This is a genomic window from Streptomyces sp. DSM 42067, assembly GCF_055792885.1.
Genome location: NZ_CM147706.1, coordinates 4,157,692 through 4,180,077 on the forward strand (window position 1 = coordinate 4,157,692; position 22,386 = coordinate 4,180,077).

The window sequence follows — 22,386 nt, forward strand, 5'->3', positions numbered from 1 at the left end:
CAAGCGCACAGCGAGGACACTCATGAGCACAAGCACTTTGGACCGGACGGCCGAGGCCCTGCACCACCGCCAACTCGCGGTCGTGGCCGTCAACAAGGCGCAGGCCCAGTACGAGATCGCCCTGCTGGACCACGTCGCCGCACGCATCACGCAGGCTCTCCCGGAGGCCACGCACCTCACCTTCGACTTCCACACCTACAGCCGCGAAGCCGAACTCCACGCCGTGTGGACCACCCACCATCACGGCACCGAGGAACAACTGCTCCACGCACGCCGGGACACCGACCTCGCCGGCCTGGACCTCGTCGAACTGGCCGATGACCTCACCGACGCGCTCGCCGGGCACCACTCGGCCGCCTGGTCCGCCGTACGCCCTGAACCGCGCCCCGACAAGCGGTGGGTCCTCGACCTCCCACCCGCAGACCGGGCCGTGCGAATCGCCGAACTGGTCCGCGCCCACCACCCGGAGGCCCGGCTGTTGACCATCGACGCCACTGGCACCCCCTGCCGGGTCACCAGCGTGACAACCGTCGACGCCAAGGGGCGCCGGCGGCAGATCCCAGCCGGGGACGGCAAGCCGCTGTGGCCCGCCGACACCGAACGGCAGATCACCGCCCTCGCCCGCCAGATCCACGCCCTCCCGCACCTGCGCGCCAGGCATCTGGCCCGCTTCGGCGAACCGAACCAGCGCACGGCCCTCCTCCTGCTCCCCGAGCCCGGCACGGCCAGTACGAGGAAGGAAGAGATGTCATGAACCTGACTCTAGAGCGCACTCCAGTACCCGCGGTCCCCGCCCAGCACGCCCAGGCGATCGCCTCCACCGCCCTCAAGACCTGGCCGCTGACCGTCGGCCTCCCCATCGAACACCTCGCCCACCACGACCACGGCCCGCGCGGCGCCGTCACCTTCGCCGTCCTCCGCACCACAGCCCCCACACCTGAACAGATCCTGCTGCGCTGCGACGGCTACGGCCACGTCACCCGCGGCTGCGAACACCCCGCCCCCGACGGCCGCCCCTGCTGGCACCCGGCCGCCTCCCACCTCTCCCTCCGCGACCCCGGCCTGTGCATCCAGCACCTGCCCCCGCTCACCGCCGACGACTGGGTCCGCCACCCCGACAAGCCCGCCTACGGCCGCGTCACCGCAACGGACCCCGAAAACGGCACCGTCACCGCCGACTTCGGCCAAGGCGAAGTCACGCTCCCCGAAGTCCGCCTGCCCCGAGTGCCACGCCACATCGCGGCCGAACTCGACCACGGCCCGCTTGGCATCCCGGCCCTCGTCCTCGACGAGTAGCCCGCGCTCAACGCACATACGACAAGGAAAGAGACTCCGCCATGAAACCCAGCGACGACCGCACGGTGGTCACCGCCGCCTTCGCCCCCTTACCGAACCAAGCCGGGAAGGCGCAGGCATGACCCTCACCTACCTGAGTGCCGTCCAACTCCTCCGCAGGGCCGACGAGGACAAGGCCCGCAGCCTGTACGCCGACGTCATCGAGGCCCTCGAACAGCACGTCACTGACGTCGGCGTGGACTGGTGCGGCAACGAGCTGAACATCACCATCCAACTCACCCGCGACGGCGAACAGTACATCGCCATCGCGGGCCGCCACTCGCTTCCCTGGCACGACGACCGCAGCGAGCTCGGCGGCTGGAAAGCCCTCCACATCGACAACACCCACGGCGCAGCGAAGGTCATCTACGACACGACTACGCCCGACGGCGAACCGTGCGGAGACCTCGCCATCGAGCCACTCGTCGAGGAAGTCGCCTCGTACGTCAACGGCTGGCACGCCGAACACGGCTGACCGCCAACCGCACCCCCTCACACGCGCACCTCCCCGGGGCCTCGCCTGTGCGAGCGGCCCGGCCCCGGGGCCCTCACCCATGCCCGCACGCAGGAAAGAGCAGATCATGCTGACTCTCACCGTCGGCAGCGGCCCGGCCCTCGAAGTCGCCGAGTACGCCGACTTCAACACCGGCTGCGCCCACTACCGCGTCACCAGCATCGGCACCTTCACCCTCGACTGGGATCCCTTCCACCACCCCGACCCCGAAGACCCCCACGCCCAAGAACACCTGCGCATCACCTACGGCGCCGGCACCGACTCCCGCTGGCACCCGCCCATGGACGACGCCCCAGTCCTGTTCGGCATCACCCTCGTCGGACAGGAGACCTTCACCCCAGCCGGCCTGACCACCGACTGCCTCCACCTGCGCCCTCACCGGCTGATCGCCACCGCACCCGCGTACGCACCGGTCGGGGTACAACGCCGTACCAACGCGATCGTCCAGGCCCTCGCCCTCCACTGGCTCGCCCAGCCCTGGATCCCCGACCTGCACCGCGCCCACGAGCACCACTGGGCAGCACAGACCCTGGCCATCTTCAGCACCCGCCTGGCAGACATCGAGCGGCGCTTCCAGGACCTCGAGCGCGAGCAAGCCTTCTACCGCGACGTCATCGACCGTGCCTCCACGCTCCTGAAGGCCGGCCCGGTTCCGGCCCCGGCGACCGCACCCCCACCGCTCCTCACCGGCTCGGCCACGGACAGCGGTGTCACGAAGGGCGGGCGGTGACCCTCATGGTCCAGTACGACCTCTTCGGCGAAGTCGAGCAGAAACTCGAAGAACGTGCCAAGCAGAGGGAGGCCGCCGCAGCACAACTGGCGCAACCCAAAGCGCGCTCAGCTTCACTTCGGAAGAGCCTGTTCGCCAGTGACCCGCATCGACTCGCCCGCGAGGTCGCCGAGAACGTCATCGCGGCCTGGTTCAGTCACCACGGAGGCGGACGCATCGACATCCCGATCGGTACCGTCGCCGCTCTTTCCTTCTTCCGTGAACCCCTCATCACCGACTGGCTCCTGACGCTGGAGCCGCCTCAGTTCGTGCCCCTGTTCAAGGAGATCTGGGGCGTCCAGTGGTGGTTCCGACCCGACCTCATCGAAGTCGCCCGCCCATTACACGACTGGGTGGAAGAGAACCCCAACGAATACGAGCTCCGAGCCGTCCGGGCTGTCGTTCACACCGCGATCTACAACGGGATGTTCGACCTCACTGCCCGGAACGACCCCTACGAGCGGTCCGAGACCGACCTCCTCAGCCCGCTGCTGACGGGCCTGCGCCACAAGAGCGACAAGAAGTGGCGCGGCGAGTACCACACCCCGCCCTGCGTCAGCGACCTGATGGCCCGCATCCTCGTCGACGCGCACCACGGGCCCAGCATTCGCGAACCCGCCGTCGGCAGCGGCGGCATGCTGCGCTCCGTCGCTCAGGTCCTCCGCGAGCAGAACCTCAACCCGCACGACTACGCCTGGTTCGGCAACGACATCGACCACCTGGCCACGGCCTGCGCCGCCGTCAACGCCATCCTCTGGGACCTCGGCCCCAGGACCGTCATCTGGCGCGGAGACTCCCTCGCCACAGACGACGCTGGCCTCGCCGAAGCCCTCACGGAACGAGCGGCGATCATCCGCCACCGCAACGCGGTCGTGGAAGAGACCCGGTTCAAACAGAAGGCCCTCCACATGCTCCGCGCCCTGGACCGCCTCATGGAAGGAGCCGCCGCATGAACGCCGAGAAGCAACAGACCATCGACCTCCCCAGCTTCCAAAACTTCGCCGCGGACATCGCCGAACGACTCGGCGACGGCTGGACCCTCGACCGCGACAGCACCTCCGGCCCCGTCGCCTTCCTCACCCACCCCAACGGACAGCGCGTCGGCCTGCGCCGGCTGTGGCGCGGACAGGCCGTCCAGACCTGGGCCACCGGCGTCCCGCCGCGCGAGTACGACAACGACAACGACGCCAAGGTCATGGAAGCCAACGCCGTCCACCTCACCGAAGGCACCCGCTACAACGTCGGCGTGACCTTCACCCATAACCCGCCGGCCGCAACCACCGCCAGGAACATCCGCTCCCAGCTCCTGCCCGCCTACGACGGCCACCGCCCACCCCTGCGCCCCTTCGCCCGGAAGCGCCCACGCACCTCCACCAAGGAACAGCCTGGTTCCACCAAGGGGGCAACTCGCCCACCAAGCCAGCGCGCCGCCAAGTCACAGCCCACGGGGAAGAAGAACGCCGCGTCGACCACCGAGAAGCCCGGCAGCCGAAAGGCACCCGGGACCAAGGCAACCCCGAACACCAGATCCAGGAAGCCCCGCCCCACTCAGGCGCAGCCGTCCACGCCCACCGACACCAAGTAGACCGAGCGACCTCCAGGGTGCCGGGCACTCGCATCCGGTGCTCGGCCCCTCTCATCAGGAACAGACAGACCTCTGCCATGACAGAAAGTACGCAACGCACCCTCAAGGTCGGAAAGCTCGACGTCATCCTGCGCACCTCGACGCGCCGAACGAAGGACGTCCACGTCAGCGCCGACGGCACGATCATCGTCCGCGCCCCACACGGCACCAGCACCATGCAAGCCGCCGCCCTCGTACGCCGACGCCGCGAATGGATCTACCGACAGCTCCTCCGACTTCAGCAGAGCCGCCCCACACCTGTCACAAAGGCACTCACCGAAGGAGAAGAGTTCGCCGTCTTCGGCGCACCCCACCGCCTCCGCCTCGTCGACATCCCGGACGACGGCCAAGCGATCACTCAGCACAGCACCCCGGACTCCGGCCCGCGCCTCAATCTCGACCGGCGCCTCGCCGACCGCCCCGCCCACGCCCGCAACACCCTGATCCACTGGTACGCCCAGCAAGCCCAAAATTGGCTGAATCAGAACGGAGACCAATTCACCCTGAACCAGGGCGAAACGAGAATGCGCCTCCGCTCCTCGGTCCGACTGTCGACCGCACTCATCGCCCACCGCCCCCGCCACGAACTCGTCCTGTCCTGGGCCACGGCCCAGCTCACCGACGCCAACCTCCGCACCCTCGTCGCCGACACCCTCGGCCATGCACCGGCCACCGCCCTGCGCGAGCTCCGCAACGCGTACCGAAGCCTGTGGCTCGGCGCACTGCGCGCCTACACGACAAGCAAGCCGAGCCGCGAACCGTAAGCGGTAGTCAGGGAAACAAAGACCCGGCTGGCTTCGTTCACCTTCAATAACAGCGTTTCGCCTGCCGGCTTGGGGCAGCAGTTCGTGATCTTGGCCCTCGTGGATGCTCACGAGAAACAGCAGCAGTGCATGGGCCGGCCGCCCGCCTGTACGGGCGGTCGGCCGTCACCTATGCGACTGTGATGGGGCTCTCTGAATTTGGTTCTGGCCGCAATTCCGTGAATGATCTTGTCGTTGCCGTCACAGGCTCAGCAGCAGGTCCTGGACTGCGGCGGGTTGGGACAGGAACGGGTGGTGGCCGGCGTCGAGTTCGACGACGTTCCCGGCTCGGCGGGCGAACTCGCGCTGCAGGCGCGGCGGGGTGCCCCGGTCCTGGGCGCAGATGAGGTATGTCGAGGGCACCTGCTGCCATGCGGCCGCCTGGACCGGCTGCCCGGTCACCTGCATGCTCTGCCGGGCGAGGTGGCCCGCCGCCTGCGCTTGGATCTTGGGGTCGCAGTCCTGCAGGAATGTGTCCACGAGTAGCTCGGGGCGGACCCCGAAGGTGCCGGCGTCGGAGTCGATGTCGAGGAACGGGGCGGGGCTGCCGTCCCCGAACTCCGACAGGCTCTGCCCGACCTCGGGCAGGTAGCTGGAGACCAGCACCAGGTGGCGTACCGACCCGACGCCCGCGGCGGCTTCTGCGGTGACAATGCCGCCGTAGCTGTGGGCGACCACAACGGTGGGCTCGTCGCTGTCCAGCAGCGCCTGCCGTACCGCCGCGACGTCTTCGGAAAGCCCCGGGCCGCCGGCGCCTCCAGGCAGGCCCGCCTCGCCGCAGCTCGGCAGCGCGGGGGCCACGCTCAGCATCCCTCGTTCCTGCAGCAGCTCGGCGGTGCGGTGCCACCACCACGACCCGTCCCGCACACACGCCCCATGAACGAACACGACCCTCATCGCTGCCTCCAAGTCTGCATGGGCTGCCTTTCGACCAACGGTAGATGTAGCCGCCGTTACGGCAGGGAGCCAAAGATCATTCACGGAATCGCGGCCAGAAACATTTTCAGAGATCGCCATCAACCTGCGGGCTCGCCGTCACCGTCCCCCGCCGCGGGACACCGGCGAGTCGACAGGTGCGTGATCAAGCGTGCTCGGCCGAATACGCTGAGGTCGTGACAGAACGGATGAAGCGATGAGCGATCTGCCGCGTGAACTTCGAGACTTGATCGAATCCGGCCCCATGGCCCACCTGAGCACCATCAATGCCGACGGGAGCCCTCAGGTGACCGTCATCTGGGTCGGCCTGGACGGCAATGACCTCGTCAGTGGTCACATGTCGCGGCACGTGAAGCTGCGCAACATCGTGCGAGACCCGCGCGTCGTGCTGTCCTTCGACGCGCCGCGAGAGCCCGGTGTCTTCCTCAATCCGTACGCCGTATTGAAGGCGCGGGCCACCGTGCAACCGAGCGACGACGCATGGAATCTGCTCAACCGGCTCGCGAAGGTCTACATGTCCCCCGACGCCGAGTTCCCGGCGCCGAAGGGCCCCGGCTACATCGTGCGCTACTCCGTCGAGCGCATCGGCGGGGTCGGCCCCTGGGCGTCGTGATCGCGCTGAATCCGCCTCGCCACCCCAACCCCCTCGGACGGCTCGGACGGGGACACTGCGGGGACAGAGCGGGGACACGAAGGCATCTGCGGGGACACAGCGGGGACGTAGTGCGCGAGAGCGCCCGGTAGAGCAAGGGACCAGAAGGGAGCCCGCGGAACCAGAAAAGACCTGGTCAGAGACGGTAGACGCCGTCCAACCAAGGCGAACCGCAGGTCAGGCCCCGATCCCCGGTTCCTGAAACGATCTTGCTCCTAAAGCGGGTGTCGCAGGTTCGAATCCTGCCGGGGGCACAGCAAAACGCCAGGTCAGAGGCCCTTCCGTCCATCGGACGGGAGGGCCTTCGTACTCGCAGCACACATATGGCACACACGCGGCTGCGGGCGGAGGTGGGGAGCTGTGCGAGATGCCTGCGAAAGACGAACTGGCCCGGCGCCGGTACGAGAGGCTGGTCGCCCGGCTTGAGTCGCTGATGCGGGCCGGGCTGAAGCCGGAGTACGAGGGGTACTACGGGCAGCTGATCCTTGGCGCTGACGATCTTGCGGAGATGGGCGACCTCAAGGACGTCCGGCGTGCCGCCAGGGAGGCGGGACGGCGTCTCGGCTGGAAGACGACCACCCGCCTTGTCGGCGGGAGGCTCTTCGTCCTCGACGAGCGCGAGGTGCCCGAGAGGATCGAGCGGTTGGCTGGGGATGCGGCCGCTGCTGCGATGGACCGGTTCTCGGACGAAAGCCGTGGGCCGCGTCTGACCTGATCCGAGGAAGACGCAAGGGGGCACCCCACCGCATCAGCGCGGTGAGGTGCCCCCTTCGGTTACGGCGCCCCGGCACGGGTTAGGCACACATCACGCGGCGTCTTCCTCCAGGGCGGCCACGGTCTCGGCGGCCTCACGGGCCTTCCGCTCCGCTTTCTCCAGCTTGGCCTTCGCCTTGGCCAGTTGCTTGGAGCGGCGCTTGTGCATCTTCTTCGAGACCTCGTCCAGGCGGTCGGGAAAGAGGTGCCCGTACGTGTCCAGGGTCAGCGTCGCGGACTTGTGGCCCAGCATCGTCTGTACGACGTTGACGTCCGCGCCGCTGGCGATGGCGAGCGAGGCCGCCGTGTGGCGCAGCTTGTGCGGGGTGACCTTGAGATGCCCCAGCCCGGCCTTTACGACCGCCGGCGCGAAGAACCGCTGACGGAAATTGCGGGCCCGCAGCGGCCCGCCCTGCGGGGCGGTGAAGAGCAAGTCGTCATCTCCCCTCCCCTTGGCATGGGGCTTCAGCTCGTCGGCCAGGAACCGCGGGATCGGTACGGACCGGCGCTCGTGGTTCTTGGGGGTGTCGATGTAGAGCTTGCCGTTGTCCTCGGCGTACGCCTCCACGATGTGGGCCCGACAGGCGTCCAGGTCGACGCGGCCCACCTTGAGCGCGGATGCCTCGCCCCATCGCAGTCCGGTGTAGGCCAGCAGCAGGATGAACACCCGGTAGGCGCCTGAGGCGTTAGCCAGCGCGTCGACCTGCATGTCGTCGAGGTACACGTGATCAGCGGGCATCGCCTTCGGCAGAGGCACGCCGACAGCCGGGTTGGCCGCCAGACGACGGGCCTTGACCGCGTAGCCGAGAACGCGGCTGAGGACGACGTACGCCTTGCGGACCGACCGGGGGCTGAGCTTCCTGCCGCCGGTCGCCTCGCCGGACAGCAGATCCGCGAGCCACTCGGCGACATCCTCGAAGTGGATGCGGTCCAGCGGGGTCGTACCCCACTTGGGAATCACGTGGACGTCGAGAACACCGCGGTAGCGAGCCCGGGTTGAGCGCTTGAGGTGGAGCTGCGCCGCCAGCCAGGACTCCGCCACCTCTGCGAACTTCACCCGCGCGGCTGCGGGATCGCGATAGGAGCCGTCGTTGAGACGCGACTCCATCCTTGTCCGCTCCGCCTCGGCGTCGACCTTGCGGGCGAAGGTCTTCATCTTCGGCTTGCCGTCGGGGTCGTACCAGCGCACGCGGTAGCGCCCCGGTGGCGTACGCCCCGTCCGCTTGGCGTCCGCCACGGCCCGTACATACGCCGCGTGCCCTATGCGGTCCTCAATCCAGACCCGCGCCAACTAGCACCCCCTCCAGTCATTACCGGACACCGACGGGAGCGGCAGGAGCAGGGTCGTGGGAGAAACGCCGAGCGCGGTGGCGAGGGCGACGAGGTCGTCTACGTCGCATCGGCGGCGGGCGCGTTCGGTGCGGCTGAGAGCGGTGTTGGCCATCGGACGGCCCAGCGCGGTGCAGCGGGCGGCGAGCTGGTGTTGGGTCAGGCCGCGCACGAGACGTAGGTACTCGATGGCGCGGGCGGTGTGGAGGCCGGCGGGGCCTATTTCAACAGGTCGGTTGGGCATGACAGATAGCTGTAACTTGCATCCGGGCGCCATGGCAAGAGCTAGCTCTAAAACTCTCCAAAAGGCGTTCGGGGGCGAAGTGGCGTTCGTCTCGTCGAATTCCGGCACATCGCGAGGCGTTTCGACCGAGGTGCCGTGTTACCTTCCCTCTCCGTTTTCGAGGTGGGCGATTTAAACACACATCAGCCATGATGCCCGGCGGGTCATTCACGTCATCCCTGACCGCCAGGTGTCACCTCTGAGCTGCGGAGGTACCGGATTCCGGCACCTCGACCGGTTGCTTCGCCGCAAAAAAATTTCGGCCCCGGCGGGAGCGATTTCGGCAACCGGGGATCCACCCTTACTGTTTCCCTCTCCCCGGCCACACCGAAAGAAGTAGTGAGGAGTTTCAGAACCAACTCTGGACTTTTCTCCGGGCGGTGTGGCTGCGTTGCCCAGCCCGTTGTTCAAGACCGAAAAGGAGCCCTATGCCGAAGACCCCTCCCCGTAGCACCAACGCCCCTGCCACCGCTGCGGCTGCCCAGCGTGGCCCGCTTGCCACCCCTGCAGAGGTCGCCGCCTATCTCGGGGTGCCGGTGAAGACCCTCTACCAGTGGAAGTACCGGGGCATCGGCCCCAGCGTCCACAAGGTCGGCCGTCACCTGCGCTACCGCTGGCGGGAGGTGGACGCGTGGCTGGACGCCCAGACGTCGTACGACCTCACGGCCTGACCCCGCATCTGACGCGGACGACGAAGCGGCCCCCGGCGCGCCAACGCCGAGGGCCGAAGACTTCCCAACTGATCGCCCATCCCTGAACGAATGAGCTGGTGAGGGGTGGGACCTTGCCCGTCCTGCCCCTCCCCGGAGAGGAACGCCTATGGAGGACTCTACGTCCCCCAGCACCACCAACACCTCCCCCACCGCCTGGCCCACTCCCGCCGTCCCCGGCGAAGGCATCCCCTGGCGCCGCCAGGATCAGCAGGACACACGGTCCCCCGCGTCGGGGACCGCCGAACACCCGGCGGAGGCGGAAGCACACGGGGACCGTCCCCAGCCGCCTGTCAATGCCGTTGTTGGGGACCGTCCCCGCGACGTGCTTGGGGACCATCCCCACGAAGTGCCCGGTACTCGTTCCCCGCACGTCCCGGTCAGCGTATCGGCATCCAGTGCAAACTCGCAGGTCAGCGGCGGGAAATCGGGGACCGGTCCCCAAGAGGCTGCAGTTGCACCAGGGGACCACAATGGGGACCGTGATCACGGTCCCCGCCAGTCATCGGGGACCGACAACCCCGTGGCGGGAACCGCCCAGCAGGAGGGGACCGGTCCCGTCGACGCACGGGGACCGGATCACGGGACCGGCTCCCGGCCTCCTCGGGGACCGGCAGACCCCGGGGAACGGGGTTCCGGTGAAGGTGCGGAACTGCTGGATGAGTTGCGGTCGGCGATCGGCAAGTACGTCGTGCTGCCCAGTGACGACGCGCTGACAGCGGTCACCCTGTGGGTGGCGGCCACGCACATCCAGACCGTTCTGCAGCACGCACCGCGTCTGGCGGTCGTCGGCCCGACGAAGGGCTGCGGCAAGTCCCGGGTGCTGGACGTGCTCCACGAGACCGTGCACCAGCCGATCATGACGGTGAACATGTCCACGGCGGTACTCTTCCGCATCATCGGCAAGAACCCGCGCACGATCCTGGTGGACGAGGCCGACACCATCTTCAGCAAGGCCGGCGAGAACGAGGAACTGCGCGGCCTGCTGAACGCCGGACACCAGCGCAACCGGCCCGCCTGGCGCATCTCCGGTCCGGAGCACAAGCCGACCCCGTATCCGACCTTCGCCATGGCCGCACTGGCCTCGATCGGCGACCTCCCCGACACGATCACGGACCGGGCGGTCGTGCTCCGCATGCAAAAGCGCAAGCCGGGCGAGAAGGTGACCCCCTTCCGCTCGCGCTACGCCACACCGGAGCTGAACGCGCTGCGGGACAAGCTGGCCGCCTGGCTGGGCCCGCTGCGCGGCACGGCCGGCCGCATGGCGCCGACCATGCCGGCGGAGGACCGGGCAGCGGACACCTGGGAGCCGTTGATCATCATCGCCGACCTGGCCGGCGGCCACTGGCCCGCCAGCGCCCGTGCGGCCTGTGTCGCGATGACCCGGTTCGAGGCCGTCCAGGACGAGCAGACCAACCTGAAGACACGGCTGCTGCGCGACATCCACCGCATCTTCCAGGTACACGGCAACCCCGAAGCTCTGTCCTCTCTGGATCTGGTCACCGCCCTGCTCCAGGACCCCGACGCACCCTGGGCAGAGCACGGCACCAACGGGCTCAACGCCTACCACCTGGGCAGAATGCTCCGGGACTTCGACATCCGCCCGGCCAACTACCGGTTCGGCAAGGGCAGGCAGGCCAAGGGGTACGCCCGCAACCGGTTCCTCGACAGCTGGGCCCGCCACTGCCCCGACCTCACCGAGACGGCGCCCGCCCCCACGCACGGCGCCACACCCGCGCACCCGCCAGCCCAGAGCAAGCCGCCCGCCGCCTCGGCGGGCCAGCTGCCCATCGGCCCGCCCGGCGGCCCCGCCAGCACCAAACGCGCCCGCTAACCCGCCTCCCGCTGGGTCCGTATCACTGCGTCGCATCCGTCCCCGCGCACGTCAGCGCGGGGACGGATGTCCTCGCCGGGACGGACTTCTCCGTACCTGCCCGCGTGTCCGTACCTGTCCTGACCAGGCATGGGACGGATGCGACACACGTGACACATCTCCCGCCCCCTCACCACCGGAGCACACCCCCATGCACGAACAGCACCACGAACTGCCCACAGCTCAACAGCCGACGCCTACGACCTCAGCCCCAGACAGCGCAGCAAGTTGTCGGGTAAGGAGTCCTTACCCGGCCTCCGCCCCTGGGGTGGCGGAGGCACCCCGCGCCGAAAGGTCACCGAGGTCGGCCGGCCCGCGGGTGCCGACCGAGACGGGAGACACCAGACCGTCGCCCCACGCCGCGCAGACGCCGAAACCGCAGCGCCGCCTGCGTCAGCCGCGCCTGCGCGAGCGCCGCGTCCACCCCCGCTACAGCGACAGCGAGTTCACCGACCTCGCCCACGCCGCCGCGCTCAGCCGTATGCAGATCGGCAGCTACGTCGCCGAGGCGTCGCTCGCCGCCGCCCGCGCCGAGGACCCCACAGCAGCAATCGCCGACTACCGCGCCCTGGTGAAGGCGCTGATGGCCGCCAACCGCCAACTCGGCATGATCGGCAACAACCTCAACCAGCTCACCTGGCACCTCAACAAGGACGGCGCCTGGCCCGAGCCCGACGTCGTCCACCGGCTCCTGGCCCGCATCGAAGCATCGATCGCCGACGTGGACACCGCCGTCGCCCAGGTCACCGAGGGAAGGCAGGACCGGTGATACCGAAGATCATCACCGGCAAGGGCAGCACCCGCCGTCTGATCGCCTACCTCTTCGGCAAGGGCGACGCCAACGAACACGTCGACCCCCACCTGGTCGCCTCCTGGAACGACTTCGCCCCCGACCCCGGCCGCAGCCCCCACCGCGACCCCAAGGAGGTGGAGAAGCAGCTCTACACCCAGCTCGACCAGCCAGTGGCCATGCTCGGCCGCCAGGCTCCCCAGACCACGGTCTGGCACTGCCCAGTCCGCGCCGCCCCCGAAGACCCCATCCTGTCCGACGCCCAGTGGGCGGAAATCGCCCGCCGGATCGTGGCCGCCGCCGGCATCGCCCCCGCGGGAGACACCGAAGCCTGCCGCTGGGTAGCAGTACGGCACGCCGACGACCACATCCACATCGCCGCCACCCTCGTCCGCCAAGACGGCCGCCGCCCCAAGCGCGACTACGACATCCGAGCCGTCCAGCGCGAAGCCCGACAGATCGAAGTCGACTACGGGCTGCGGCGCTTGAAGCCCGGCGACGGCACCGTCGCCAAACGCCCCACCAGCAAGGAACACTTCAAGGCCAAACGCCTAGGCCAAGACGCCACCTCTCGCGAGATCCTGCGCATGCAGGTGCGCCGCGCGGTCGCCGCCGCGGCCGACGAGGCCGAGTTCTTCTCGCTGCTGGAGGCGACCGGCGTGGACGTACGCCTCAAGCTCGCTCCCTCCGGCGACGCGCTCGGCTGCAACTTCGCCCTGCCCGGCAACGTGAACGAGGAAGGCGGCCCGGTGTGGTTCGCGGGCTCCACCCTCGCCCCTGACCTCTCCCTGCCCAAGATCCGCGAACGCCTCGCCACCACCAGCCCCGAGCCGGCCACCATCCAGCCTGGCAACCCGTGGCACCAGGCCACCGCCGCCACCGAACGCATCCCCCACCACCTCACGAAAGGCGACGAGCAGACGGCCCAGGGCCAACTCGTCGCGCTCGGCGCGACGCTGGACCTGCTGCCCGTCATGGCACCGACCGCGGCGCGGGCCGAACTCGAACAAGCCGCCGCTGTCTTCGAGCGCGCCACCCGCACCCGCATCGCCGCCGACCTCGACAGCACCCGCGCCCTGCACCGCAGCATCCAGACCATCTGGCGCGAGAGGCCACGGGACAGTGACGGCACCGGGCTCATCATGCTCCTGGACGCCGCACTCACCGCGGTCGCCTTCGCGCTGCACTGGCACCGCACCCGCCAGCACGCCCAGCAGGAGGCGGCAGCCGAACAGGCGCTCCTCCACCTGCAGACCGCGTACGCGCAGACCGCCGAGCCCGTCCTGGTCGGCCTCGCCAGCCGGGCACCCGGCCCGCAGACCAAGCGCCGCTTCGCCCACCACCTTCAGGATGTGGTTCCAGAGCACGCCGAGCGCATCCTCAACGACCCCGCTTGGGACGCACTCGCCACCGTGCTCGCCGAGGCAGAGGCAGCGGGACACAACGCAGCCACCGTCCTCGGCCAAGCGCTGCACCAACGTGCCCTGGACGACGCCCGCAGTCCCGCCCGCGCGCTGACCTGGCGTATCCGCCGCCTAGGCGAGCGCCACGTTCCCGGTCCTTGGGCCCAGGCAGCCAGAGCCCACAGTGCCATGCAACGGCCCAGCCTGCCGGTCCACCCCGCGGCAGCCATTGGCCAGCCACCGCAGGGGTCACCGACACGGCGGCGCTGATCAGGCCGGGGCGGACAGCTTGGGCGCGAGGAGCTCCAGGGCTTCCTCCCAGCGGTAGCGGTCGGCCCCGCCGCCGGCCTTCGGCCGGTGCGGTTCGTACGAGCCGATCAGGACGCCCATCTCGCGTAGCCGTTCCAGACTCTGGCGGTACGCGGGGTGGGCGGCCTGGGCTGAGTTCAGGTACGGCAGCACGGCGACCGGGATGTCCATGGCGGGTGCTTCGCACAGGATGCCCAGGGCGAGATTGTCGGAGATCCCGGCGGCCCACTTGTTGACGGTGTTGAAGCTGGCTGGGGCGACCGCGATCGCATCCGCGGGTCGAGTCGGGCGCGGTTCACCTGGTGACCGCCATGCCGAGCGGATGGGGCGGCCGGTCTGCGCCTCGACCGCCTCCGCGTCGAGGAAGCCGAGTCCTTGTGGGGTGGCGATGACGCCGACGTCCCAGTGCAGTTTCTGTGCTGCGGTGATCAGCTTGCCGACGTCGGCGGCGATCCCAGCCGCGCAGACCACGATCTGCAGGAACGGCTTGTCGGGCTGATCACTCACGCGGGCACTCCCAGTTGGCGGCTGAAGTGGTGCAGCTCGGGCAGTGCCCGGCGGCGGTCGCGGGCTGCCATGTCGGCGACCAGTTCGCGTACGGCCGGGCGGCGGATGTCCTGTGCCGCGCAGCTCTCGGCGATACGCAGGGCCTGGTAGCCCTCGGCGAGCCTGCCCTGCTGACTGTAGGCGTGGGCGGTTTCCACCCACAGCGCGGCCCGGCGCTCGGGGACAGGAATGTGCCGCCGCATGAGCGGCCGTGCGGTTTCCAGGGCGATGCCGGCGTCACCGAAGGAGACGGCTGCGCTGATCTCGTGGAGTGCGACGTTGGTGGGGCTGAAGTTCGCCCATGCGTCCGGCCGGTCGAAGGAGACGTAGCGAGCGACTTCCTTGGCTTCGGTGAGGAAGTCCTGGGTGGTGTCGCGGTCGCCGTTTCTGCTGGCGGCGGTCGCCCCGCGGAGCAACAGCAGACCAACCGCTGCCAGGTACCGGGGCGAGCGCTGGTCGTAGGAGCCGGTGAGCTGGTCGGCAGTGTGGCGGACCATGTTCACGGCCTGGGCCGTGTGCTTCTCCCGCACGAGGACGTGAGCGTGGACGCGGACACTGGCGGCGAGAACGACAGGGTCTCCGGACCGTTCCGCCTCGGCCATGGCCCGACCGGCCGCGAGCCAGGCGTTGCCCTGATCGGCCCTCTTCAGCAACAGGCTCACCGACGTCTGGTAGGCGGTCGCGAGCAGCCCGGACACCTCCGCCGAGCCGGATGAGCCTCCGGCGGCCTGACGCAGGTCGGCGATCAGACCCGGCAAGGTCTGCTCCAGTTCCGCGTAGTCGCACGTGCAGAACATCCGGCGTACGGCCCGTGCCCGGTCCCGCAGCTCGTCGAGGCCCAGGGCTTGACCGGTCGCCGCGGGGCTCGTGCCTGGCAACAGGACTTGGATCAGGTCGTGATGTGCCGCGCTCGACGACGGCGGAGCCGCGAGCGCGGCGACGCTCGCGGCAAGGAAGGTACGGCGGTGCATGTCCTCTGTTCCGGGCTCGGCGGGGCTGGCATCAGAAGCGGCGGCGAGGCCGAGACGTTGCGGCGGAATCTCCAGCACCTGCGCGATCTCGCGCAGCGCTCGCACGTCCTCGGTACCCCTGCCGCTCTCCAGGCGGCTCACCTTCGACTGGTGATACCCAAGCGCGGCGGCAACGTCCCTCTGCGAGCGCCGCTGTAACACGCGTGCCTGACGGATCACTTCGCCGATCCGTCTCGCTTCACTCTGTGCCTCGGCCATCTGTGCCACGGCCCCTTCTGCCGTCGCCGATCCTGCCTGCTCAACCGAGAGTAACCGAGCGGCATTTTGCAGTGATGCAGCTCCTGCATAAGTGATGCAGCCCCGGCACACCGACTGGTTCCGCTTACCTCCGGAGCGGTTGCGTGGAGTGGCCGAACCGACCAGGAGGCCGCTCATGGAAGCGCATCACATCCGGATTCCCGTCTCCGGCACGCCAGCTGCCGCAGCGTCCGCGCGCAAGCAGCTCGCGGACGGGATACGGACTTTCGGCGCCTTCCTCGGCCCCGAACTCCTGGACGCGGCAGAGCTGGTGGCCGCAGAGCTCATCGCGAACGCGGTCCGGCACGCAAACGGCGGCCCGATCACGGCCGGCGCCTGCCTGAGCGACAAGGTACTGCGGATCGAGGTGAACGACGCCAACCCCGCCGTCCCACAGATCGGCCTGTCGGATGTGGACGAGGAAGGCGGACGGGGGCTGTTCCTCGTCGCCGCGCTCGCCGATCGCCACGGCTTCGACCCGCTGCCGCCCGGCAAACGCTGCTGGGCCGAGTTCAAGGTCAGCAGCCCACTACCCACCGCATCACACCTGCCCCTGCAGAGGAGTTGACCGTTGACAGCCGTACGCATTCCCCCCGTCGCCGCAGAAGTGGTCGCCGTGCGACCCGGCAGCCCACTCGCCGGATCCATCACCGTCGACGGCTCCAAGAACGCGGCCCTGCCCCTGCTGGCCGCCGCTGCGGCCCTGCACCGCCCGGTGCATCTGAGCAACGTCCCGTCGAACACGGACGTCGAGGCCATGCTCACCTTGCTCCAACAGGCCGGCTGGCACACGGCCCGTCCGGTCAGCGATCCGCACACCACCGTGATCCTGCCGAGCGACAAGCCCCAGCCAGGCCCCGATCCCGAGGTCGCCGCCCGCATCCGGGCCTCGTACTACCTCGTACCGGCCCTGCTCGGCGCGTCCGGGCGAGCCCGGCTGCCCTGGCCGGGAGGCTGCCGGATCGGGGAACGCGGGATGGAGCAGCACTTCAACGTCTACGAGCGCTTCGGTGACCGCACAACGGTCGATGGACGCGGCTACCTCGTGGAAGCAGCCACTGGTGGGACCGGAACCGTGTCCGTGGTGCTGCCGTTCCGCTCTCGTGGGGCGAGCGTCGCTGCCCTCCTGCGCGCGGTCGTAGCCGGCCGGCCCCTGCGCCTTGGCCACCCCAATCTCTCGCCTGAAGTGATCAGCGTCGTAGAGGCGTTGCAGGTGGCGGGATGGGAGTGCCGGGTCAGTGAGTCGGTCCTGACGCTGTCACCACCCACTTCCGTCCCGACGGAGACCACCGTCTGGTTGGTGCCCGGCGACAAGGTCGAAGCCGGGACCCTGGCCTGTGCGGTCGCGGCGACCGGCGGGGACGCAGGCATCTGTGGCGTGCGCGGCGACGACGTTGCTCCCCTGGTCTCCGCCTTGAACTGGCTCGGAGTCCCCTCCGCCACCGAGGGCGATGCTCTCACCGTCCGGGCCCACGACGCCGAGCCGACCGGGCGATCGCTGCGCGCCATCGCCTCCCTCTCCCCCGACGGCTTGGACGCCGACTTCGAACCACCGCTGATGGCCCTCGCCCTCGGTCTGCCCGGCACTCACCTGTTCGCCGACACCATCAACCCCGGCCGTCACGGCAACCTGCTCCCCCAGCTCGCCCGCCTCGGCGCCGAGATCCACGAGCTCTCGCCCACCGAATGCCGCCTCACCGGACCGCAGCAGCTGACCGGCGCCGGCGTGGAGGCCACCGACATCCGCACGGGCTCGGCCCTGCTCATCGCCGGCCTCACAGCGAGCGGCGTCACCACCCTCGGCGGCCTCGAACAGCTCCGGCGCGGCCACGCCGACCTGCCCACCAAACTGCACGCCCTGGGCGCCGACATCTGCGAGGTCACTCCATGACCCGGCAGCTCCAGCGAATCACCGCCACGACCGACGTCCACTCCTCCTTCGCCCAGGCCACTCCGATGCTCGCCTACCTCCACGCGACCAGGGCCGAGAGCCTGGTCGTGGATTGCGGCGACTTCTTCGAAGGCACCGGCTTCTACCGCTTCGGCCGGGGGCAGATCGAGCGCGAGGTCCTCACCAGCCTGTACGACCTGCTCGCCCCCGGAAACCACGGCTGGCCGCACTACTTCGAACCGCAGCTGCACGAAATGACCGTGTGCGCGAACGCGGCTGACGAAAGCGGCAGGCCGCTCTTCGACCGCGTACGCATCGAGCAGATCGGCGGCCGGCGAGTCGCCGTCACCGCAGTGATCAGCCCGCAAGCCTTCAGCGCGATCCCTGCCGACCAGCGCACCGGCCACCACGTCACCGACCCCGCCCAGGCCCTGCGCGAGGTGATGCTGGAGCACCATCACCGTGCCGACGCCTGGATGGTGCTGTCCCACTCGGGCTTCGACGAGGACCTGAAGCTGGCCGCCGCCTGCCCGTGCGCGGACGTCATCTTCGCCGGGCACTGCCACAGCGACACCTACGGCCCCGTGCCCGTCGGCGACACCCTCGTCGTCAAGGGCCACGAACTCGGCGTCGGGTACGCCACCGCCGAACCGGTCGGGACCGGCTGGGCCGCCCGCGTAGGCGCCTTCCCCGACACCTCCGTAATCCCCGAGGACCTCGCCGTACTGCAGGAGAAGATCGCGCTCATCAGCAGCACCCTGGGAAGCGGGCTCGGCATCGTGAACAAGCCGTATCTCAATACCCTGTTGGACCGACGCCTCCTCTTGGACGAGATCGCCACCCGCCTGCACACCGGCCTCGGAGCGGACGCGGTCATCCTCAACGAGACCGCTCTACGCCCCGTACCGCTAGGCGATGTCCTCACTCTCGGCGACCTGCTCGCCATCGAGCCCTTCGGTAACCAGCTCGTTCACGCCTTCTTCCCCGACGATCAGTCCGAGGACTACGCCAAGCTGCTCGCTCATCTCGTCGAACACGTCGGCCCCTTGGCAGTCGCGCCCACGCCCCTTCCACCCACAGCACGCATAGTGCTGACCACCGACTACATCGCCGACACCTATCTCGGCGGCTGCACTCATCAAGCCGGACTGCGTCTGAGTCAGGCGGTGCGCAGCGTCCTGGCGGCCCCGTTCGCTGACTCTGCCGACGCTCTTCAAGGGGGCGCTCAATGATCCTCACCGGGCCCGAGATCAACACGGCCGTCGCCGACGGACGCCTTCGCATCACCCCATTCGACCCGAAGCAGACCAACCCCAACAGCTACAACGTCCGCCTCGGACCAACCTTGCTGACGTACGCCACCAAGGTCATCGACGCCCACCACGCCAACCCCACGCACATGATCCGAATCGACACGGACGGATACGTCCTCCAGCCCGGCGAGCTGTACCTCGGCCACACCGTCGAGGAGGTCGGCTCGGACCTCTTCGTCCCACTGCTCTTCGGCCGCTCCTCCGTCGGGCGCCTAGGGCTATTCGTCGAGATCACCGCCCCCATCGGCGACATCGGCTTCCATGGCCAGTGGACGCTGATGCTCTCCCCCATCCGCCCGCTGCGGGTGTACGCGGGCATGAAGATCGGGCAGATCATGTTCTTCGTCGCCACCGGGGACGTCGACCCGTACCGAGGCAAGTACCAGGGCGCCGCCGGCCCCCAGCCCTCCCGCTACTGGCAGGACGCAGCACCCGCGCAGGCGGTCGCCTCGTGATCCTCACCGGCCCCGCAATCGCCGCCGCCGTCAGCGCGGGCGAAATCACCATCGCGCCCTACGACCCGGCACGGCTGTCCCCCAACGCCTACGACTGGCGGCTGGGCGACACGATCCGCATCTGCGACGGCGACCTGGACGCCGCCGCCCCCACCACGTTCACCGAACTGGACATCCCCGCCTCCGGATTGGTCCTGCAGCCCGGGATGCTCTACCTCGGCGTCACGTTGGAGAGGACCGGCTCGGAAACGTACGCACAACTCCTCAACGGCAACCGCACCATCGGCGCCGTCGGCATCTGGGTCCACGTCTCCGCCCCACTCGGCCACCAGGGCCACGCGATCCGCTGGACCTTGGAAATCCGCGCCGCCAAGCCCACCCGCGTCTATCCGGGAATGACCTTCGGCAAGCTCGTCTTCCTCACCGCCCTCGGCACCCCGGCCAGCTACCAGCAACAGCGCGCCAAGTACGCCGCCACGCACGGCATCGACATCTCCCGCCTGTACGAAGAGATCCCCCAAGGAGCGCTGTGAGCCCCCTCGTCCGCCCGGCCGCGGGGCCGCTGGCCGCCACCTTCCTCGACCTCCCAGCCGGAAGCCCCGGCGGCAGCGTCGAACTCTTCCTCGACCTGTACACCGGCGACAAGCCCCTCATCCCCGCACGGGCCTTCATGCTGGCCCCCACCCGCCCCAAAGCCCACCTTCCTGCCGGGCTCGATCTGCTGACGGTCGCCGGCAAGTGCCTGGAGGGCGCCGCCTTCAGCCGCTACGTCGCAGCCCTGCGCCGGGGGCTGGTGACCGTGATCGATCCAGCCCAGATCGGGGTACTGCACCTGCAGCACCTCACCTTCGGCGCCACGCCCGCCCTGCTCCGGGCTCTGCCGACCCACCCCAGGATCGCCTTGGTCCACGGCACCGACCTGATCTTTGCCGAGACCCACCGCCACCAGCTCCAAGTCCTGCGCGAGACGGCGAGGGCCGCCGACGTGATCGTGGTCCCCACCGGCGCGATGGCCGACCACCTTCTCAAGCTCGCCCCGCAGATCGACCGCCGCAAGATCGTCCGCGTTCCGTGGGGCATCCCCGACCATCTGCTCACCGATCCGCCGGCGCGGCCCGCCCGCACCTCCACCAGCCACCTACGACTGCTCTACGCAGGCAGGCTGACCGCCGAGAAGGGCGCAGAGCACCTGATCACGGGCCTGGCGCCCATTCCAGGAGTCGAGCTGAGCATCGCCGCCCCCAGAGCCCAATTCCACGCCTTGGCCCCGCTCCTCCAACGGACCGGAGTGCGGGCCCGGTACCTCGGCTGGCTCCGCCGTCCACAACTGTGGAAAGCCTTCGCCGAGCACGACGTCCTGGTCATGCCGTCCACCACTTTGGAAGCCATGGGCCTGGTCGCGCTGGAGGCCCAAGCATGCGGTCTGCCTGTCCTGTACCAACCCGTGCCCGGCCTCAACGAAGTCATCGCCGCGTCCGGAGTGGCCACCGACTTCACCCATTCCGCCGCACTCGCCCGCGACCTCGACCGCCTACGGACCGCCCCTGGCCTGCTGCCCGCCCTGCGACAAGCGGGCTACGCGAACGCCGCCCGGTTCCCCCTCACCGCTACCACCCGGGCCCTGGCCGACCTCGGCCGCCAGCTCACCTGAGACACATACCGACCAGCCCCCGCAGCCGACGTCCGACACGCCATTGCCCCACTGGTGCCGCCCGCGTCACTACGCTGATCCGGCGGGTTGGCCACGGCGAACAGGGAGACCATGACGTACAGCACCGACCGCATCGAAGCCCTACTGAACGAAGGCGTCCGCGACAAGGTCTACCCCGGCGCCGTATGGGCAGTCGGTGACGCCACCGGCACCCGCGCCCACGGCGCCACCGGGGTCCTAGACCCCAACGAGCCGAACGTGCCGATGCAGCCCGACACCGTCTTCGACGCCGCCAGCCTCACCAAGATCCTCGCCGTGTGGGCCTCCATCGGCGCCCTCTGGGAGAGAGGCAAGCTCGACCTGGACTGCCCACTCGGTGCCTTCTGGCCTGAGGTCGACGGCCACCCGCTCCATGCAGTGACCGCCCGTCAACTGCTCACTCACACCGCTGGCGTACCGCTCAGTGCCCAACTCAAGAACCTCTACGGCACCGACCCGCAGTACATCCGCGACGGTGTCCTTCACGAGGCCCTGCACCGCCCGCCCGGCGAGGCCGTCGAGTACACCGACCGAGCCGCCCTCATCCTCGGATACCTCGCGGAACACCTTTCGGGTCAGCGCCTCGACCAGCTTGCCACGGAGCGGAGCTGGCAGCCGCTGGGCATGGACTCCACCCGATTCGGTCCGCTGCCCGCCGAGATCGCCGCACAGTGCGCACCGACCGAACTCGACCAGGAGACCGACACCCACCTCAAGGGCGTCGCCCACGACTTCTCCGCCCGGCTCCTGGGCGGAGTGTGCGGGATCGCCGGCGCCTTCACCGTCCTCGACGACCTCGCCCTCTTCCTGCGCTACATGCTGGAAACCTCAACCAGCCACAGGCAAGCCGGATTCAGCCCCGACTGGACCAGGCAGTCACTGACCGTCCAGACCGGCACCCTGGAACCAGTGCGCGGCCTGTTCTGGCACCCCGCCCCTGGCACGCACCCTGCTGAGGACATCTGGGTCCACTACGGCTTCACAGGCACCGGGATGTGGCTCTCACCCCACCAGGGGCGCTGGGCCGTACTCCTGACCAACAAGCTCTACTACACCCGCGACCGCCAGCCCCTGACCGACGTCCGCAACACCTTCCGGGCGCTTGCGTTTGCCTGAAGCAACCTGCGGCGAATCCGTTGA

At 69.2% G+C, this 22,386-nt stretch carries 25 protein-coding genes; 20 read left to right on the plus strand and 5 right to left on the minus strand.

Features of this window, described 5'->3' with window-relative positions; all coding sequences use genetic code 11:
* Positions 1-22: 22 nt before the first annotated feature.
* The 7 genes from ACSMXV_RS19115 (at position 23) to ACSMXV_RS19145 (ending at position 5,006) form a co-directional block, all read left to right on the plus strand.
* Positions 23-754 (plus strand): hypothetical protein, encoded by a 732-nt coding sequence (locus ACSMXV_RS19115; RefSeq protein WP_473178771.1) that lies wholly within the window; start codon positions 23-25, stop codon positions 752-754.
* Positions 751-1,296, plus strand: coding sequence for a hypothetical protein (locus tag ACSMXV_RS19120; RefSeq protein ID WP_473178772.1), 546 nt, complete (start codon positions 751-753; stop codon positions 1,294-1,296). Before ACSMXV_RS19115 ends, ACSMXV_RS19120 begins: the two co-directional genes overlap by 4 nt.
* A gap of 118 nt (positions 1,297-1,414) precedes the next feature.
* Positions 1,415-1,810 carry a hypothetical protein gene (locus ACSMXV_RS19125; protein WP_473178773.1) on the plus strand — a complete coding sequence of 132 codons (396 nt, stop codon included), beginning with the start codon at positions 1,415-1,417 and terminating at the stop codon, positions 1,808-1,810.
* Between the two features lie 106 nt (positions 1,811-1,916).
* Entirely contained in the window at positions 1,917-2,579 is a 663-nt protein-coding gene (locus tag ACSMXV_RS19130) for a hypothetical protein (RefSeq protein ID WP_473178774.1), read from the plus strand.
* A gap of 5 nt (positions 2,580-2,584) precedes the next feature.
* The gene (locus tag ACSMXV_RS19135) at positions 2,585-3,571 is read left to right on the plus strand and encodes an N-6 DNA methylase (protein ID WP_473179000.1); all 987 of its coding nucleotides are present in this window, start codon (positions 2,585-2,587) and stop codon (positions 3,569-3,571) included.
* Positions 3,568-4,203 (plus strand): hypothetical protein, encoded by a 636-nt coding sequence (locus ACSMXV_RS19140; RefSeq protein ID WP_473178775.1) that lies wholly within the window; start codon positions 3,568-3,570, stop codon positions 4,201-4,203. The genes ACSMXV_RS19135 and ACSMXV_RS19140 overlap by 4 nt, the downstream gene beginning before the upstream one ends.
* Positions 4,204-4,280: 77 nt before the next feature.
* On the plus strand, positions 4,281-5,006 hold the full coding sequence (locus ACSMXV_RS19145; protein ID WP_473178776.1) for a YgjP-like metallopeptidase domain-containing protein: 726 nt from the start codon (positions 4,281-4,283) through the stop codon (positions 5,004-5,006).
* A 240-nt stretch (positions 5,007-5,246) separates the two neighbouring features.
* Here the strand turns inward: ACSMXV_RS19145 and ACSMXV_RS19150 are convergent, their stop codons facing one another.
* Positions 5,247-5,942, minus strand: coding sequence for an alpha/beta fold hydrolase (locus tag ACSMXV_RS19150; protein ID WP_473178777.1), 696 nt, complete (start codon positions 5,940-5,942; stop codon positions 5,247-5,249).
* Between the two features lie 235 nt (positions 5,943-6,177).
* On the opposite strand from ACSMXV_RS19150, the gene ACSMXV_RS19155 reads away from it, so the two are divergent.
* On the plus strand, positions 6,178-6,594 hold the full coding sequence (locus tag ACSMXV_RS19155) for a PPOX class F420-dependent oxidoreductase (protein ID WP_473178778.1): 417 nt from the start codon (positions 6,178-6,180) through the stop codon (positions 6,592-6,594).
* Between the two features lie 406 nt (positions 6,595-7,000).
* Positions 7,001-7,348: a hypothetical protein gene (locus tag ACSMXV_RS19160; RefSeq protein ID WP_473178779.1), complete on the plus strand. Its 348-nt coding sequence runs from the start codon at positions 7,001-7,003 to the stop codon at positions 7,346-7,348.
* Between the two features lie 90 nt (positions 7,349-7,438).
* On the opposite strand, the gene ACSMXV_RS19165 is transcribed toward ACSMXV_RS19160, so the two are convergent.
* Together ACSMXV_RS19165 and ACSMXV_RS19170 are read right to left on the minus strand one after the other, a co-directional pair.
* Positions 7,439-8,623 carry a tyrosine-type recombinase/integrase gene (locus ACSMXV_RS19165; protein WP_473178780.1) on the minus strand — a complete coding sequence of 395 codons (1,185 nt, stop codon included), beginning with the start codon at positions 8,621-8,623 and terminating at the stop codon, positions 7,439-7,441.
* Between the two features lie 54 nt (positions 8,624-8,677).
* Entirely contained in the window at positions 8,678-8,959 is a 282-nt protein-coding gene (locus tag ACSMXV_RS19170) for a helix-turn-helix domain-containing protein (protein WP_473178781.1), read from the minus strand.
* Between the two features lie 467 nt (positions 8,960-9,426).
* Here ACSMXV_RS19170 and ACSMXV_RS19175 point away from each other — a divergent pair, with 467 nt between their 5' ends.
* From ACSMXV_RS19175 to ACSMXV_RS19190, 4 genes are all read left to right on the plus strand, one after another.
* Entirely contained in the window at positions 9,427-9,669 is a 243-nt protein-coding gene (locus tag ACSMXV_RS19175; RefSeq protein WP_369389844.1) for a helix-turn-helix transcriptional regulator, read from the plus strand.
* Between the two features lie 703 nt (positions 9,670-10,372).
* Entirely contained in the window at positions 10,373-11,542 is a 1,170-nt protein-coding gene (locus ACSMXV_RS19180) for a DUF3631 domain-containing protein (RefSeq protein ID WP_473178782.1), read from the plus strand.
* A 358-nt stretch (positions 11,543-11,900) separates the two neighbouring features.
* Positions 11,901-12,350: a plasmid mobilization protein gene (locus tag ACSMXV_RS19185; protein WP_473178783.1), complete on the plus strand. Its 450-nt coding sequence runs from the start codon at positions 11,901-11,903 to the stop codon at positions 12,348-12,350.
* Positions 12,347-14,044 (plus strand): relaxase family protein, encoded by a 1,698-nt coding sequence (locus ACSMXV_RS19190; protein WP_473178784.1) that lies wholly within the window; start codon positions 12,347-12,349, stop codon positions 14,042-14,044. The genes ACSMXV_RS19185 and ACSMXV_RS19190 overlap by 4 nt, the downstream gene beginning before the upstream one ends.
* Here the strand turns inward: ACSMXV_RS19190 and ACSMXV_RS19195 are convergent, their stop codons facing one another.
* Both ACSMXV_RS19195 and ACSMXV_RS19200 read right to left on the minus strand, forming a co-directional pair.
* A complete protein-coding gene (locus ACSMXV_RS19195) occupies positions 14,045-14,590 on the minus strand; it encodes a flavoprotein (RefSeq protein ID WP_473178785.1) in 546 nt (181 codons plus the stop codon).
* Positions 14,587-15,858, minus strand: coding sequence for a helix-turn-helix domain-containing protein (locus ACSMXV_RS19200; RefSeq protein ID WP_473178786.1), 1,272 nt, complete (start codon positions 15,856-15,858; stop codon positions 14,587-14,589). The genes ACSMXV_RS19195 and ACSMXV_RS19200 overlap by 4 nt, the downstream gene beginning before the upstream one ends.
* 175 nt (positions 15,859-16,033) lie before the next feature.
* Between ACSMXV_RS19200 and ACSMXV_RS19205 the strand changes: the two genes are divergently transcribed.
* The 7 genes from ACSMXV_RS19205 (at position 16,034) to ACSMXV_RS19235 (ending at position 22,362) form a co-directional block, all read left to right on the plus strand.
* Positions 16,034-16,465, plus strand: coding sequence for an ATP-binding protein (locus ACSMXV_RS19205; protein WP_473178787.1), 432 nt, complete (start codon positions 16,034-16,036; stop codon positions 16,463-16,465).
* 39 nt (positions 16,466-16,504) lie between these two features.
* A complete protein-coding gene (locus ACSMXV_RS19210) occupies positions 16,505-17,788 on the plus strand; it encodes a UDP-N-acetylglucosamine 1-carboxyvinyltransferase (RefSeq protein WP_473179001.1) in 1,284 nt (427 codons plus the stop codon).
* Positions 17,785-19,020: a bifunctional UDP-sugar hydrolase/5'-nucleotidase gene (locus ACSMXV_RS19215; RefSeq protein ID WP_473178788.1), complete on the plus strand. Its 1,236-nt coding sequence runs from the start codon at positions 17,785-17,787 to the stop codon at positions 19,018-19,020. The genes ACSMXV_RS19210 and ACSMXV_RS19215 overlap by 4 nt, the downstream gene beginning before the upstream one ends.
* On the plus strand, positions 19,017-19,556 hold the full coding sequence (dcd, locus tag ACSMXV_RS19220; RefSeq protein ID WP_473178789.1) for a dCTP deaminase: 540 nt from the start codon (positions 19,017-19,019) through the stop codon (positions 19,554-19,556). The genes ACSMXV_RS19215 and dcd overlap by 4 nt, the downstream gene beginning before the upstream one ends.
* On the plus strand, positions 19,553-20,089 hold the full coding sequence (locus ACSMXV_RS19225; protein WP_473178790.1) for a dCTP deaminase: 537 nt from the start codon (positions 19,553-19,555) through the stop codon (positions 20,087-20,089). The genes dcd and ACSMXV_RS19225 overlap by 4 nt, the downstream gene beginning before the upstream one ends.
* The gene (locus tag ACSMXV_RS19230; RefSeq protein ID WP_473178791.1) at positions 20,086-21,207 is read left to right on the plus strand and encodes a glycosyltransferase family 4 protein; all 1,122 of its coding nucleotides are present in this window, start codon (positions 20,086-20,088) and stop codon (positions 21,205-21,207) included. Before ACSMXV_RS19225 ends, ACSMXV_RS19230 begins: the two co-directional genes overlap by 4 nt.
* Positions 21,208-21,318: 111 nt before the next feature.
* A complete protein-coding gene (locus ACSMXV_RS19235) occupies positions 21,319-22,362 on the plus strand; it encodes a serine hydrolase domain-containing protein (protein ID WP_473178792.1) in 1,044 nt (347 codons plus the stop codon).
* Positions 22,363-22,386 lie beyond the last annotated feature (24 nt).